The sequence below is a fragment of the Roseibium sp. SCP15 genome (genome assembly GCF_040329435.1).
Lineage (GTDB): Bacteria > Pseudomonadota > Alphaproteobacteria > Rhizobiales > Stappiaceae > Roseibium.
Genome location: NZ_JBDZYI010000001.1, coordinates 775271 through 789970, shown reverse-complemented (window position 1 = coordinate 789970; position 14700 = coordinate 775271). Strand labels below are relative to the sequence as shown.

General features: G+C 55.4%; 15 protein-coding genes. 8 read left to right on the top strand and 7 right to left on the bottom strand.

Going from position 1 to position 14700, the window contains the following annotated elements:
• Positions 1 to 9: 9 nt before the first annotated feature.
• Complete coding sequence (locus tag ABLO27_RS03625) at positions 10 to 657, bottom strand: glutathione S-transferase family protein (RefSeq protein WP_353030480.1); 648 nt, start codon at positions 655 to 657, stop codon at positions 10 to 12.
• Positions 658 to 865: 208 nt separating this feature from the next.
• Between ABLO27_RS03625 and ABLO27_RS03620 the strand changes: the two genes are divergently transcribed.
• The 5 genes from ABLO27_RS03620 (at position 866) to ABLO27_RS03600 (ending at position 5325) form a co-directional block, all read left to right on the top strand.
• The gene (locus tag ABLO27_RS03620) at positions 866 to 1258 is read left to right on the top strand and encodes a hypothetical protein (protein WP_353030479.1); all 393 of its coding nucleotides are present in this window, start codon (positions 866 to 868) and stop codon (positions 1256 to 1258) included.
• Positions 1259 to 1519: 261 nt separating this feature from the next.
• Positions 1520 to 2296 carry an ABC transporter substrate-binding protein gene (locus tag ABLO27_RS03615; protein WP_353030478.1) on the top strand — a complete coding sequence of 259 codons (777 nt, stop codon included), beginning with the start codon at positions 1520 to 1522 and terminating at the stop codon, positions 2294 to 2296.
• 132 nt (positions 2297 to 2428) lie between these two features.
• Positions 2429 to 3142 (top strand): ABC transporter permease, encoded by a 714-nt coding sequence (locus ABLO27_RS03610; protein ID WP_353030477.1) that lies wholly within the window; start codon positions 2429 to 2431, stop codon positions 3140 to 3142.
• Entirely contained in the window at positions 3139 to 3966 is an 828-nt protein-coding gene (locus tag ABLO27_RS03605) for an ABC transporter permease (protein WP_353030476.1), read from the top strand. The genes ABLO27_RS03610 and ABLO27_RS03605 overlap by 4 nt, the downstream gene beginning before the upstream one ends.
• Positions 3967 to 4158: 192 nt before the next feature.
• Entirely contained in the window at positions 4159 to 5325 is a 1167-nt protein-coding gene (locus tag ABLO27_RS03600) for a trans-sulfuration enzyme family protein (RefSeq protein ID WP_353030475.1), read from the top strand.
• A gap of 3 nt (positions 5326 to 5328) precedes the next feature.
• Here the strand turns inward: ABLO27_RS03600 and ABLO27_RS03595 are convergent, their stop codons facing one another.
• Complete coding sequence (locus ABLO27_RS03595) at positions 5329 to 6219, bottom strand: LysR family transcriptional regulator (RefSeq protein WP_353030474.1); 891 nt, start codon at positions 6217 to 6219, stop codon at positions 5329 to 5331.
• Between the two features lie 354 nt (positions 6220 to 6573).
• Between ABLO27_RS03595 and ABLO27_RS03590 the strand changes: the two genes are divergently transcribed.
• Entirely contained in the window at positions 6574 to 7455 is an 882-nt protein-coding gene (locus ABLO27_RS03590; RefSeq protein ID WP_353030473.1) for an NAD(P)-dependent oxidoreductase, read from the top strand.
• 15 nt (positions 7456 to 7470) lie between these two features.
• On the top strand, positions 7471 to 8166 hold the full coding sequence (locus tag ABLO27_RS03585; protein WP_353030472.1) for a DNA alkylation repair protein: 696 nt from the start codon (positions 7471 to 7473) through the stop codon (positions 8164 to 8166).
• 43 nt (positions 8167 to 8209) lie between these two features.
• Here ABLO27_RS03585 and ABLO27_RS03580 read toward each other — a convergent pair whose 3' ends face one another.
• From ABLO27_RS03580 to ABLO27_RS03565, 4 genes are all read right to left on the bottom strand, one after another.
• Positions 8210 to 8713 carry a DUF302 domain-containing protein gene (locus tag ABLO27_RS03580; protein WP_353030471.1) on the bottom strand — a complete coding sequence of 168 codons (504 nt, stop codon included), beginning with the start codon at positions 8711 to 8713 and terminating at the stop codon, positions 8210 to 8212.
• Between the two features lie 100 nt (positions 8714 to 8813).
• Positions 8814 to 9887 (bottom strand): 2Fe-2S iron-sulfur cluster-binding protein, encoded by a 1074-nt coding sequence (locus ABLO27_RS03575; RefSeq protein WP_353030470.1) that lies wholly within the window; start codon positions 9885 to 9887, stop codon positions 8814 to 8816.
• 4 nt (positions 9888 to 9891) lie between these two features.
• A complete protein-coding gene (locus tag ABLO27_RS03570) occupies positions 9892 to 11127 on the bottom strand; it encodes an aromatic ring-hydroxylating oxygenase subunit alpha (RefSeq protein ID WP_353030468.1) in 1236 nt (411 codons plus the stop codon).
• Positions 11128 to 11273: 146 nt separating this feature from the next.
• Positions 11274 to 13310 carry an NADH:flavin oxidoreductase gene (locus ABLO27_RS03565; RefSeq protein WP_353030467.1) on the bottom strand — a complete coding sequence of 679 codons (2037 nt, stop codon included), beginning with the start codon at positions 13308 to 13310 and terminating at the stop codon, positions 11274 to 11276.
• 172 nt (positions 13311 to 13482) lie between these two features.
• Here ABLO27_RS03565 and ABLO27_RS03560 point away from each other — a divergent pair, with 172 nt between their 5' ends.
• Entirely contained in the window at positions 13483 to 14118 is a 636-nt protein-coding gene (locus ABLO27_RS03560; RefSeq protein WP_353030466.1) for a TetR/AcrR family transcriptional regulator, read from the top strand.
• A 25-nt stretch (positions 14119 to 14143) separates the two neighbouring features.
• Here the strand turns inward: ABLO27_RS03560 and ABLO27_RS03555 are convergent, their stop codons facing one another.
• Complete coding sequence (locus ABLO27_RS03555; RefSeq protein WP_353031694.1) at positions 14144 to 14629, bottom strand: Lrp/AsnC family transcriptional regulator; 486 nt, start codon at positions 14627 to 14629, stop codon at positions 14144 to 14146.
• Between the last annotated feature and the right edge of the window lie 71 nt (positions 14630 to 14700).

Genomic DNA, 14700 nt, shown 5'->3' with positions numbered 1-14700 from the left:
GTGCCCCGTTCAGATCTCGTCTTCAGGAACGATCCAGGTTTCCTTCAAGGCCTCTTCTTCCCAGGCCTTCCAGGCATCTGTTCTGCTCATTGTGCCGTGATACTGCTGAACAACCGGACTTTCTGACAGGGTATAGGTCGCAAAACGACTGACAACGGGCGCGTACATTGCATCGGCAATGGTGAATTCCCCGAAGAGAAAAGGACCTCCGGAAAGCTCCAGGCACTCCGTCCAGATTTCGACAATTCGGGCTACATCGGCCTTGACGGCTTCGTTTACAGCCAGAACTTCAATAGGCCTGCGCATGTTCATTGGGCAAGCACCCCGAAGCGCCGGGAAACCGGAATGCATCTCGGCGGACACAGCCCTTGCCCTGGCTCGGGCGGCCCTGTCTTCCGGCAACAGCCCTTTGAGAGGGTAGCAGTCGGCGACGTATTCCAATATCGCCAGGCTGTCCCAGACGGTCAGGTCTCCATCCTTCAACACCGGCACCTTCATGCTGGGTGAGAATGCCCTGAAATTCGGATTACCGTTTTCCATGTCGAACGGCACCAGTGTTTCCTGAAAGGAAATGCCCTTGTGCTTCAAGGCTATCCAGGGCCGGAACGACCATGAAGAATAATTTTTGTTGCCAATGAACAACTGGAAATCGGTCATCTGTGTCTCCTAACGCCTCACCCGGCAATTCTTGCTTGCGGGTAACAAGGGCCGGCCCCGTACCGGCAAGAAATTACCTACGGTGTCTTTTGCGCAGCATCAAATTCAAGAAGTTCATGGAATTCATAAGGAATTTTCATCGACACCTGTGGCACGACCCTTGCGTGCACGAAATCCGTTGTAATTGCCGAGACTTTTGCGAGATCAGATGAAGACCATTTCCAGCGAACTGCCACCTGCTGTTTCCAACCCTGCCAGACAGGTATCCACGCATGGCAAATCCGTTGAACAGGAGTTTCTGGGTTTTCGGTCCGCGCTTGCTGAACAGTATCTGGCCTGGACCGAATTGCCGGAAGAAGAGAGAATTCGACACCGATACTTGCAGGACCGTGGGCTGACAGAGGCCAATCTGGACAATCTTTCCCCCGGTGATCGCGCTGCACATGAGGAAAAGATCGCCGAGTTGACCAAGCAACCGGTCTTTGCCAATTCACCAGGCAAAGGCATGTCTGCCGGAGACGCGTTATCTCGTCCGGTCATTTCGCTTCAATCCGTTCTGGAAATCAGCGACGGCACCAACGATGCAGATCACAAACCCTAAACTCCCGCTCGCTGACCAACCGCAGTGCTCGCGTTACCCAATGCTGCATTTCACCTGGGTCAACTTCCTGCAAATAAACCTCTTTCGGCCGGGCACCCTTCCCTAAGGGCAGGGTCAGAAATTGAAATTTAGGCAAGGTCACACAGTGTTTTTTTCGTACTCCTGCTTGAAATTTGGAACGAAGTGTATGGAATAGGGCCCTCGAGCAAAAAGTCGGGACGAACCCGTCTGCGCTGCGAAAAAATAATAGGGGAAGATAATATGCGTGTTCTGCGTATGGCTGCGGCCGCTGTTGCAGTTTTGGCCGCTGTTGGCGGCGCTGAGGCGAAAGACTGGTCCAAGGTGCGTATCGGCACCGAAGGCGCCTATCCTCCATTCAACAATCTTACTGCTGACGGCCAACTGGTCGGTTTTGACGTCGATATCGCAAAAGCACTTTGCGAAGAAATGAAAGTCGAATGTGAGTTCGTCGTTCAGGACTGGGACGGCATGATCCCGGCTCTACAGGCCGGCAAGTTCGACGCCGTGATCGCTTCCATGTCGATCACTGAAGAGCGCAAGCAGAAAGTCGACTTCACAAACAAGTATTACAACACTCCTCCGGCCATCGCCGTGCCGAAAGATTCCAAAGTTGCCGGCACCACCGATGCGGACCTGAAAGGTGTTCTCGTGGGTGCTCAATCCTCCACGACACACTCCAACTACGCTGAAGAAAAACTGCCGTCAGCCGATCTCAAGCTTTACCCGACCCCGGACGAGTACAAGCTCGATATCGCCAGCGGCCGTATCGATGCCGTCATCGATGACGTTGTTGTGCTGTCCGAGTGGCTGGAAACCGACGATGGTTCCTGCTGCAAGATCCTCGGCACCCTTACTCCGGACCTGATCATCAACGGTGAAGGCGCCGGCATTGCAATCCGCAAGGAAGACGGTGAGCTGAAAGAAAAGTTCAACACAGCCATCGAAGCTATTCTGGCGAACGGAAAGTACAAGGAAATCAACGACAAGTACTTCTCCTTCGACGTGTATGGCGGTTGATTTGAAATCGCACTGAACAAACTCAAGCGCGGCGCAATCATTGCGCCGCGCTTTGCTATAGGGTACCGCCTATAGAACCGGCCGATGGGGCGGCCGGAAAAGAAACAACAAGAAAGAAAGAAGCGCCGGCTCATGAATGAAGCTTTGACGCTGCTATCCTTTGGGGACCAGGGCTGGGGTGACCAGATCGCCCGCGGCGTGCTGGTGACGATCTCACTCGCTATTGCAACTCTTCCATTCGGATTGATAATCGGTTTCCTGGTTGCGTTGGCCAAGAATTCTTCCGAACCGAGCCTTAAACTCGCAGCCAACATCTACACGACAATTTTCAGAGGCTTGCCGGAACTGCTGACGCTGTTCCTGGTTTACTTCGGAGTGCAGATTGGAATTCAACAAGGCCTAAAGCTTCTTGGCTATGACGCCTATATTGAGATCAATTCCTTTGTCGCGGGCATGGTTGCCCTGTCCTTCGTATTTTCGTCCTATGCTTCAGAAGCCTTTCTGTCAGCCTTCAGAGGCATCCCGCAGGGACAGTACGAAGGAGGCCATGCGCTCGGGCTTTCACGATATCAGACGATGACACTGGTTATCCTGCCGCAGCTCATTCGTCTGGCACTGCCCGCACTCGGCAATCTTTGGCTCATCCTGCTCAAGGAAACGTCGCTGGTATCGGTGATCGGTCTCGCAGATCTCGTCAGGGAAGCCGGGATCGCCGCCAGGGTCACCAAAGAGCCCTTCCTGTTCTTTGGAGTTGCCTGCCTGATCTATCTGGCACTCGCCATCATCTCCTCGACCGGCCTTGCGCGGATTGAACGCTGGTCCAAACGGGGAGACGTGTCGCGATGACTGCTGCAAATCCGGAAACCAGCCTGCCGCGTCCTCCAGCTCCCGCACGAGCATGGACCAACGCAAGGATTCTTGGCCACGTTTTGATGGCTCTCTGGATTATATCCGGAGTATCTCTGGTCTATTATCTCGGGACCAATATCGCGAGTCCCTTCGTCCAGAAATATTGGATGAAGTATGTCGACGGCTTTATTGTCACGCTGCAAATCGTCAGTCTCTCACTCTTGATCGGTGCCCTTCTCAGTATCCTGATTGCGGTCGCCCGTTCGTCGAAATGGAAGATTTTCTCTTGGCCTGCCTATGGCTACGTCTATTTCTTCCGAGGGACGCCCCTGCTCGCCCAGACATTCCTGATCTACTATGGCGCAGGTACTTTCCGCACCGAACTGGATGCAGTTGGATTGTGGGGCTTTTTCCGCGATGCCTGGTATTGCATCATTTTCGCATTCTCCCTGAACACCTCGGCCTACCAGGCAGAGATCCTTCGCGGTGCGATCATGAACGTGCCCAAAGGCCAATGGGAAGGCGCGGCGGCGCTTGGCATTTCGAAGCCGGTGACATTCTTCAAGGTCATCCTGCCTCAGGCGTTGATGGTGGCCCTGCGCCCATACGGCAACGAAATCATCCTGATGATCAAAGGCTCGGCAATCGCCTCCATTGTCACCATCTACGATCTGATGGGAGAAACACGGCGCGCGTATTCCCGTTCCTATGATTTCCAGGCCTATATCTGGGCCGCGGTTGCCTATCTGCTTATCGTGGAAACCCTGCGGCGTGTCTGGGACAAGATCGAAGCCCGGCTGACACGCCACTTGAAACGGTGATCGAAGTTCATCGTCGATAGAAGAGAAAGTCCGTTTATCCGTCCGGCTAATGGGCAAACGACGGTTACGATCCCGGGACGAAACGAAGTGATGTCACGAAAAACTCGTGGCATCACCACAAGCACCTGATGACCACCATCCTCATTCCCTGCGAACCTGCATTTCAAGCAGCGGTTACATCCGGAGTTTCACATGTCCAAATCGACCTCCAACACGACCGGCCTTCACCAGGACAGTTTGCTGGCCCATGCAGGTGGCGGTTTTGATCCGGCGACCGGCGCCGTCGTTCCGCCAATCCAGACAGCAACGACATTTGTTCGGGACGAGGATTATGAACCGGTCAACCCCGGGTACATCTACAGCCGTGACAGCAATGCGCTTTATCAGAAGACCGAGCGGCTGATTGCAGCTCTGGAAGAAGGCGAAGACAGTCGCCTGTTCTCTTCCGGCATGGCTGCGGTGGCTGCTGTTGTCCGCTCCGTCAAACCCGGCGGAACTCTCCTTGCGCAGTCCGGGATCTATTGGGGAACGACCCTTTTTCTGCGCAAACACAGTGCTCGCAACAACATTGCGCTGGTAGAAGCCGATGCCAGTGACCTGGACGCATTTCATGACGAGATGTCGGTCACGCGGCCGGACCTCGTCTGGCTGGAAGTTCCCAGCAATCCATTTTTGAAAATCGCCGATATTCAGAAGATATCTGATCAATGCCGACAGACCGGAACTCAACTCGCCGTGGATGCAACGGCTGCGACGCCCCTGATTTTGAAACCACTCTCGCTGGGCGCCGATCTTGTCATGCACTCGGCCACCAAAGCCCTGAACGGTCACTCGGACCTACTTGGAGGCGTTGTGACGACCGCTGACGCCTCTTCCGACACCTGGACCTTCATTTGCGAGGAACGGCAAACCGCTGGAGCGGTTCTGGGGTCTTTCGAAACTTGGCTGCTTCTGCGCGGCCTTAGAACGCTGTCACTACGCGTTGAACGCATGAATCAGAATGCGATGGCTCTTGCTGAATACCTGGAAGCCCATTCGAAAATCGAAGCGGCTCTTTATCCCGGGCTTGCAAGCCATGCGCAGCATGACCTCGCCAAATCCCAGATGACCGGCGGTTTCGGTTCCCTGATGTCGATGCTCGTGAAGGGAGGAAAGGCAGATGCCCTCAAAGTCGCGGGCGCACTGGATGTCTTTCAGCGGGCAACATCACTCGGAGGAACGGAGAGCCTTGTCGAGCATCGCTTCACAATCGAAGGAGAAGGATCAGGCATCCCTGTGAACCTCCTGCGTCTGTCGATCGGCATCGAACATCCCGGCGACCTGATTGCAGATTTCGATCAGGCCCTCGCCGCAATCTAGTCCTCAAAGACTGGCCTGCTCGTCGCGCATCTGGCGTATCCAGCTCATGAACGCCTTGAGCGGTGGGCGGTTCACCCCTGGCCTTGTGAGCAGGTGGTAGCCGGAGCCGGTGTAGACGGCATCCCGGAAAAGAACCTTGAGGTTTCCCGCAGCTATGTCGGCCTCGACGAACACTTCTGCTGTGGCCGAGATCCCCTCACCGCGCCTGATGCCTTCCAGAACCATGTATCCCGGCAAGTGAGTGATGTTCAGCTTGCCCTTCGGAACAATGCCCTGCTTCTCCAGCCAGATGACCAGTTCGTTAGTTCCGTATTCCTGTAGCCAGGGATATTCAAGAATGTCCTCCGGCTTCTTGATACCGCAATCTCCCACCAGACGGGTAGCACCCACGACAACGAAATTGGTCTTGAAGAGCAGTTCCGATTCCAGCCCCGGCCAGTCACCTCGCCCGAATCGGATCGCAAGATCGACACCGCCCGGCTTGAGCTCGATATTTTCGGCCGTCGGATTGAGCATCAGCTCGATATCCTGATGCTTGAGCCGGAAGTCGTTGATCCGCGGCATCAGCCAGCTGATGGCAAAGGACGGCGTCATCGTAATGTTGAGCGGCCGGCCAACATCCTGATGCAACAACTCGTCAACCGTATCCTGAATGGTTTCGAAACCGCTGCTGATCCCTCTGAACAGTTGCTCGCCTTCCGGTGTCAGCGCAATTCCCCGCCCCTCACGTACGACGAGCTGGAGGCCGAGAAACGTCTCAAGGCTTTTCACCTGCTGGCTGACAGCCGCATGGGTAACATTCAACTCACGGCCCGCCGCCGAAAGGCTTTTTTCTTCGGCAACCGCAGCAAAGGCTCTCAAACTGTTGAGTGAAGGAAGGGTGCGCCAATCCATATGTTACTTCACCTTACATTTCAAAAATCTTCTTGAGTCGCATTTTGTCCGTATGTGCGTACATAGTAACCATACAAACTCACAGAAGGATGTTAGATCATGTTGAATATCTACGCGCAATCTTTTCTGGAAGCCAGCCGTTTCACGCCGCAAACAAGGCCCGATCCGGCAACACAAAGCAAACTCGAGCGCCAAACTTCGCTCAGGTGGCTTCCCAGATTTGCCCGCAAATCGCGCTAATCGGTGCTCGCGAAGGACTGACAGTTCATCGCAAATGCCTTAAAACCATGATGAACTATCTCTCAAAGAGGCCCGGCAAAAAGCCGGGCCTTCTTCTGCATAAGGAACGTCATCATGGCAAAGGTTGCATTCATCGGTTTGGGCGTCATGGGTTATCCGATGGCTGGCTACCTGAAAACCAAGGGCGGTCATGAGGTTACCGTTTATAACCGGACCACCGCGAAGGCTGAAAAGTGGGCAAACGAATATGGCGGCAAGTTTGCCGAGACGCCGCGCGGAGCAGCTGAAGACTGTGACTTTGTGTTTGCCTGCGTCGGCAATGACGACGACCTTCGCTCGGTGACAACGGGGCCGGATGGCGCCTTTCACGGCCTGAAAGCAGGATCCATCTTCATCGACAACACGACAGCTTCCGCCGATGTTGCCCGTGAGCTTTATGCCGCTGCCAAGGAAAAGGGCTGCGGCTTTATCGACGCGCCGGTGTCCGGCGGTCAGGCTGGAGCTGAAAACGGCGTTCTGACCGTCATGTGCGGCGGCGACGAAGGTGACTTTGACAAGGCGAAACCGGTCATAGATTGCTTCGCGAAATTTGTCGGTCTGATGGGGAGCAGCGGCGCAGGACAGCTCACCAAGATGGTCAACCAGATTTGCATTGCCGGCGTCGTCCAGGGCCTTTCCGAAGCGATTCACTTTGCGAAAAAAGCTGATCTGGACGTCGAGAAAGTCATCTCTGCGGTGCGCGGCGGTGCTGCCCAGTCCTGGCAGATGGAAAACCGTTGGGAGACCATGGAGCAAGGCAAATTCGACTATGGCTTTGCCGTTGACTGGATGCGCAAGGATCTTGGCATTTGCCTGCAGACTGCCAATGAGACAGGAGCCCGTTTGCCCGTTACCGCGCTGGTCGATCAGTTCTATGCGGAAGTTCAGGCCATGGGCGGCAATCGCTGGGACACTTCAAGCCTGATTGCCCGGTTGGAAAACGCAGACAGGAAATAGAGTCCGGTCGCTGCCATGACACAGGTGGACAATTGGACAAGCAATGCGGTCGTAGCCGAGCTGCGTTCAATGGGAACCGAGGAAAACCGCGCCGGTTTGGCGCGGTTCGGGATTGATGCTTCCAGAGCCTTTGGCGTTCCCATGTCGGTCCTGAGACCATTTGCCCGACGGATCGGCAAGTCCCCTGACCTGGCGGAGGAACTCTGGGAGAGTGAGTATCACGAGGCGCGCCTGCTCGCGATCCTGCTCACTCCTCCGAAGGCGATGACGGCCGACCGTGCTTCAAGCTGGCTGGAAGATGTTCAGTCCTGGGACTTGTGCGATCAATTGACCAACGTTCTGGCTCGTCGAAAGGACTCTGATCAGCTGGTTCCCGTTTATGCGGATGACGAACGTGAATTTGTCAAACGCGCCGCCTTCGCATTGATCGCCTGGCGGGCCGTGCATGCGAAATCAGCACCGGATACCGAGTTTCTCAACTATCTGGAACTCATAAGGAACGCTGCAACAGACCAACGAAACTTCGTCTGGAAGGCTGTTCATTGGGCGTTGAGGCAAATCGGCAAACGGTCAAAAGATCTTCACGGGGCCGCACTTGCGGTCGCTGAAGATCTTCAATCCGCCGAAGACAGAACTGCCCGGCGCGTTGGCCGGGAAGCTGTCAGGGAATTGTCTTCGGAGAAGATACGAACACGCCTCCGCGTGACTTGAAAACGGCTGGCTTGCCTTAGGCAGGCAACAGGCACCAGGTCTTCTACTCGCCGGCGGCCTCTTTGGCGATCCCGTCGAGAAGCTTGTTCACCTCGGCAATCGCCGTCTTGGACGCTTCGGAACCCGTTTCGCTCAGATTGCGAAAACCAACGGTTACCTGTCCAGGCTTTCCGGGTGTCTCGTAAACGAACACCGTGTATGGGCAATAGGCGATATTCGCGGGGTCGGCTTCCATTGCCTTTCGAGACAAATCGGCGGAACAGAAGAGCATCGCTTCTGCATTCTCGAAGATCTTCTTGTCGCTGCCGACATCAGCAGCCGTCCGGTCGAGCATTGTTCCTATATGCGAAACGTAGTCGATGACCAGACCACGATTGACGATGGCGTTTTCCAGATCAAACCGGACGTCCTCAAAGGCTGCCGAAACCTCGTAGGCGGTCACGCCTTCGGGTACCGAACCGGCATCGGCAGCACCCACACCTCCGCCGACGATCATTCCGCCGAGGGCAACCAGCAAGGCGGTGGTCTTCTTGAAATCATGCAACATGCAATGTCCTCCCAATTGCGAATGCGGACACTTTAAGCCCTTATCACAGCTTCGCAATTGATACATCGCAATTTTTGAATGTTTCCTTTTGAGTTGTCCCTCAAACCTCTACTTCGACGGTGCCGATCGGGTTTGAACAGCAGGCAAGAATGTAGCCGGCATCGACATCTTCCTCGCTGATACCTCCGGAGTGAACCATATGGACATCGCCGGAGACCTTCTTCACCTTGCAGGTTCCGCACACGCCGAAGGTGCAGCCGGAGGGGATATTCAGTCCGGCATCCTTTGCCACTGCAAGCACCGTGTCGGTTTCCGTGCACCAGGCCGAAACGCCGGATTGCGCGAATACAATCTGCGCCTGGGTGTCTTCCTGCGGAACGACATCGTCGAACTCTGTGAGTTCGGCCTTGCTTTCAGCCGGAGCCTGGAAGCTCTCCTGATGATAGCGGTCCATGTCGTAGCCGAGAGCATTCAGGATCTCACGAACGGCATCCATGAAACCTTCCGGACCGCAGCAATAGACATCCCGTTCCAGATAGTCGTTGCACATAAGGCCAAGCATCAACTGGTTGAGATGCCCGCGATAGCCCGTCCAGACTTCATAAGGATCACTCTTGTTGACCACGAAGTGCAGTTGAAGCCCGGTTACCCGGCTTGCCATATACTCCAGCTTCTGCCGGAAGATCAGATCGACCGGCCTGTGGGCGCACTGAATGAAGCAGATATCGGGATCTTCACCGCGTTCAAACAAGGTTTGAGCCATGGACATCATCGGCGTCACGCCAGACCCGGCAGAAATGAAGAGGAACTTTCCGTCTGGATTGGGTGGCAGATGAAAGAGGCCGGCAGGCCCGAACGCCTTGAGGCGCATGCCGGGCTTCAGATGATCCAACATCCACCTTGTGCCGACACTGTCTGCCTGAGCCTTGACCGTGACGGAGATGTAGGCGTTGGAAACCGGCGACGAAGACAGAGTATATGTGCGCTGAACGTTGCCGCCCGGAACCGGGAGGTCCAGCGTTATGAACTGCCCTGCCCTGTAGACAAAGGTCGCTCCGGAAGGCGGGCGGAAAGAGAACGTCTTCACGTTGGGGGCTTCCGGGACCACCATCACGCATTCCAGATATTCGCTGTCACTCCAGACAGGAGTGCCGGGCCCTGGCATCGGAATCATTGTCTTACTCCGCAGCTACACGGAAACGGCCAATCAAGGCATTTTCCAGCGATTGCGCATACCAGTCGATAAACTGGATTACTCCACTTTCCTGAACAGGCGAATAGGGCCCTGGTTCGTAGGCCGGGGAGTTGATACCGATCTGATTTTCCTCAACAATCCGTCGGTCTTCGTCGTTGGTGTGAATCCACACCTCAGAAAGCCTGTTGAGGTCGTAGTCGACACCTTCCTGTGCATCCTTGTGAACCAGCCAGGTTGTTGTAACTTCGGTTTCCATCGGACCGATCGGCAAAACGCGGAAAGTCAGCACCTGATCGGACAGGAAGTGGTTCCAGGTGTTGGGATAATGGAAAAAGAGGCAAGTTCCGGCATCGTCGAACGGAATGGAGCCAATTCGTTTGGAAACGGCAGCTTTCCCATCCATGGTGTAGCTGACCGCATCTCCAAGGAACGGGATGCGGACGAAGCGCCACTGCTCGTTTTCGGAGATCATGTATTTCGACGGCAGTCCGGCATTTTCACAGCGCTCAACATGCGCCTTGCCGACATTGGAACTGGAGGCATCGTCCGCGCCCACCAGGTTAGGATCATCCGGGAATGTGCGGCACAACGAAGGGTGCGAACCCGAGCAGTGATAGCACTCGCGATTGTTTTCCAACACCAGTTTCCAGTTGGCTTTTTCGACGATTGTCGATTGATGGGCGACTTTCAGGTTGGAGAGGTCGTGCGGCCCAAGATAGCGTGCAGCCTGTTGTTCCAGGTCACGGGTGTCCGGTGCTACCTTCGCCAGGCAGATGAACACCATGCCTGAAACATCCACACAGTGAACCGTTTTCAAGCCATGGTCTTCGGGCTTGAACTCCGGACCCATTTCCCGCGCCCACAACAGTTTTCCGTCAAGTTCATAGGTCCACTGGTGGTACGGGCATACGAGTTTCGGTGCGGAGCCCTTTGCAGCCGAGCAGATACGGCTGCCGCGATGACGGCACGAATTGTGAAACGCCCGAAGGACACCATCTGCTCCCCGGACAATGATGATCGAGTAGGCTCCGATCTGCAGGGTGACGTAGTTGCCGGATTTCGGCACTTCGGCAGAAGGAACGGCAAAAACCCAGTCCTTGTGCCAGATGTTTTTCATATCCGCCTGAAAGACATCGCCGTCTGAATAAAAGGCTTGCGGCAGGGAATGTCCCGCGCGACGGCCCAACAACAGAGAAAGAATATCTGCGTCGCTGTACATGATGATTGATCCTGTCCTACCGGCTGCGCCGGCCCCTCACTAGGCAAGAAGTTAGGCGCACGCAGGCCCGTTGGCATTGCGCAAAAGCGGCATACGCTTATTCAAGTGAGACGCTGCTGCAAAAAAGTGCAGCAGCGAAAATGACCTCAGATATCCTTCATCAGACGAAGAGCATCGTAGATTGCGGCATGGGTGTTGCGCGCTGAAACGGCATCTCCAATTCGGTAGAGCGCGTAGTCCCCTTCCGGGTTCGCATCCAGCGGCTGCGGTCTGCCGAAAATCAGAGCCTCCTGGCTCACCGAGCCCAGGTTCTTCGAATTCGGTTTCAACTCGAAATAGAGTTCATCCATCGGAACGGTGCCGTGATTGACGACAATCTGATCGAACTCCCGCTCCTCGGTGAACCTGGAATAATCCGTGCCCACCACGGCCTTGATCATGTTTCCTGACCTATGCGCGGCTTTCAGCCGATAAGTAACGGTGAAGCGCACATCCTTGTCTTGCAGCGCGCGCATGTAAGGCACCAGGTTCATGGCCATGACATCGGGCGCGAACGACCTGTCCGGTGTCATGATTTCAACATGAGCTCCGGAATTTGCGATGATCTCCGCCGCCTGAAGAGCCGGGTGATCTCCGGCATCGTCATATACAAGGACCCTTTTCCCCGGTTTCACATCACCGGCAATGATGTCCCACGCCGAGACGACCAGATCGTTTCCTTCAGTCAATACTTCGGTGTGTGGCAGACCACCTGTCGCGACGATCACCACATCCGGCTTTTCCGCCTCGACGTCTTCAACTTCGGCAAGAGTGTTGAAGCGAAAGCGCACATCTCGGGCCAGGCACTGATCCATGCGCCAGTCGATGATCGATATCATCTCCCGCCGGCGCTCCGATTGAGCCGTCAGCCGAACCTGTCCGCCGGCATCCGGCGCTGCTTCGAAAACGGTTACGGCGTGGCCCCGCTCTGCGGCAACGCGCGCCGCTTCCATTCCAGCGGGTCCCGCACCCACGACGACGACCTTTTTCTTCAGATCCGCTGCCGGGATTTCGTGTGGCATCGTCAGTTCGCGACCCGTTGCGGGGTTGTGGATGCAAAGGGCATCCCCTGCCTGGTAGATCCTGTCCAGGCAGTATGTTGCACCTACGCAGGGACGAATGTCCTCTTCCCGTTTTTCAGCGATCTTTTTCACGAGCAGCGGATCGGCCATATGCGCACGCGTCATGCCGACCATGTCGAGAAGCCCTTCGGTAATCGCATGACGGGCCGTTGCGACATCGGGTATTTTTGCGGCGTGGAACGTCGGAAGTCCGATTTCTTTCTTGATGGATCCGGCGAAATCCAGATGTGGAGCGTTGCGCATGCCCTGGACGGGAATGACGTCGGTAAGCCCCGGATCGGTGTCGATATGCCCGCGGATGACGTTGAGAAAATCGACTTGCCCGGTTTCCTTCAGTCTGCGCGCGATCTGCATCCCCTCTTCAGGAGTGATGCCACCTTCAAGATCCTCGTCTGCGGTAAAGCGAATGCCGAGTATGAATTCATCGCCGACACGCTTGCGAACCGCGTCAATGACTTCAAGCGAAAACCGCATACGGTTCTCAAGCGATCCTCCATAGGGACCATCCAGAGTGTTGGTCGCAGGCGACCAGAACTGATCCATCAAGTGACCGTAAGCCTGCAGCTCAATGCCATCCATACCGCCTTCTTTCATGCGTTCGGCCGCATCGGCATAATCCTGGATGATCCGGTCGATGTCCCAGTCTTCAACTTGCTTGGGGAACGCACGGTGAGCGGCTTCACGCTCATGGGAAGGAGCGACAGCCGGCAGCCAGTCCCCTTTGTTCCAGTGAGTTCTGCGCCCCAGGTGCGTCAACTGGATCATCACGGCGCAGCCATGGTCATGGCAGGCATCCGTCAAACGCTTTACCCAGGGCACCACCTCATCCTTGTAGGCAAGGATGTTGTTGAAGACCGGTGGCGAGTTGCGGGAAACGGCTGCGGACCCGGCGGTCATGGTCATCGCCACACCGGCTTTCGCCCGGATCTCGTGATAGGCCCTGTACCGGTCTTTGGGCATGCCGTCCTCCGGATAGGCCGGCTCATGCGAAGTGATCATTATCCGGTTCTTCAGCGTCAGATGTTTGAGCTGATAAGGCTGCAACAGTGGATCTTTCGACATGCCTCTCCCTCATGAAAGCGCCTGCTCCCCACGTCCCGGGAACCAACGTTGATGACAAGGTAGAGCCTCGGTCAGCCGCTTGAAAGTTCCAAAAACGACATTCATGTCGCTTTTAAGAACACAGGTGTCAATTTTGATTGTCAGCCTGTTTTCCGGCTGATATCCAGCGGGTATGAACGAGCCTTTGATTGAAAAGACATCCGGTTGGCGCGGAACGCGGGAAATATGGATACAGGCGGCTTATCAGGCGCTCCTGGACAGCGGCATCGATGCGGTGAAGGTCATGCCGCTTGCCGAGCGATTGGGTCTTTCCCGCACGAGTTTCTACGGTCACTTCTCTGACAGAAACGACTTGCTGGACGCCCTGATCAGGCTCTGGCAGGCAAAAAACACAGGCAACCTGATAAAGCGCACCGAGGCTTATGCGGAAACGATCACCGAGGCCATCCTGAACATCTTCGACCTGTGGTTGGATCCGGATCTGTTTGATTCACAACTGGAATTTGCGTTTCGCAATTGGGCTCACGCGGACAATGACCTCGCCCGTATGCTGGAAGAGGCAGACCGGGTGCGGGTAGAAGCCTTTCAAACCATGTTCGAGCGCTTCGAATACGACCCGCACTATGCCAACATCCGGGCAAACACCGTCTACCAGACCCAGATCGGCTATATTTCGATGATCAAGGATGGTCCTGCGGAACCTTTGGAACCGCGCTTGAAGCGTATGCCCTACTATGCAGAGATCTTTTCCGGTCAGAAGGTGACGGAAGCTGAAGCTGCCCGCTTTTTTGCCAGACATCCCGTCTGACGCCACGTCTTCACCAGCCTGACGGTCATGCGTCGGAACGCGGTTTTTCAGGAGCGACATATGCCAATGGCAAAGCGGTCGTGTTCTTGATCTGCTCCATGGCAAAGGTTGTCGAAACATCGGAGATGTCGATCCTGGAGATCAGCTTCTTGTAGAACGCGTCATAGGCCTCGATATCAGGCACCGCCACTCGCAGCAGATAGTCAACCTGCCCCGCCATCCTGTAGAACTCGACAACTTCAGGAAACTCCTGGATCACATCCGCGAACTTCTTCAACCAGTCTTCGGAGTGCTGGCTTGTGGTGATGGCAACGAATGCCGTGACCTTGGCATTGACCTTGGTTGGATTGAGAAGCGCGACCCGCCCTGTGATGACCCCGTCTTCTTCCATCTTCTGGATGCGACGCCAGCACGGTGTGGTCGACAGTCCGACCCGGCGACCGATCTCCGCAACCGGTACGGTGCAGTCTTCTTGCAAAATGGACAGGATGCGTCGGTCGATACGGTCAATCATGAGCAGGAGATCCAGCAGTTGGCAGCAGATTATTTCCGCCGATCCTTGACCAGATCTTGGGAAATGAT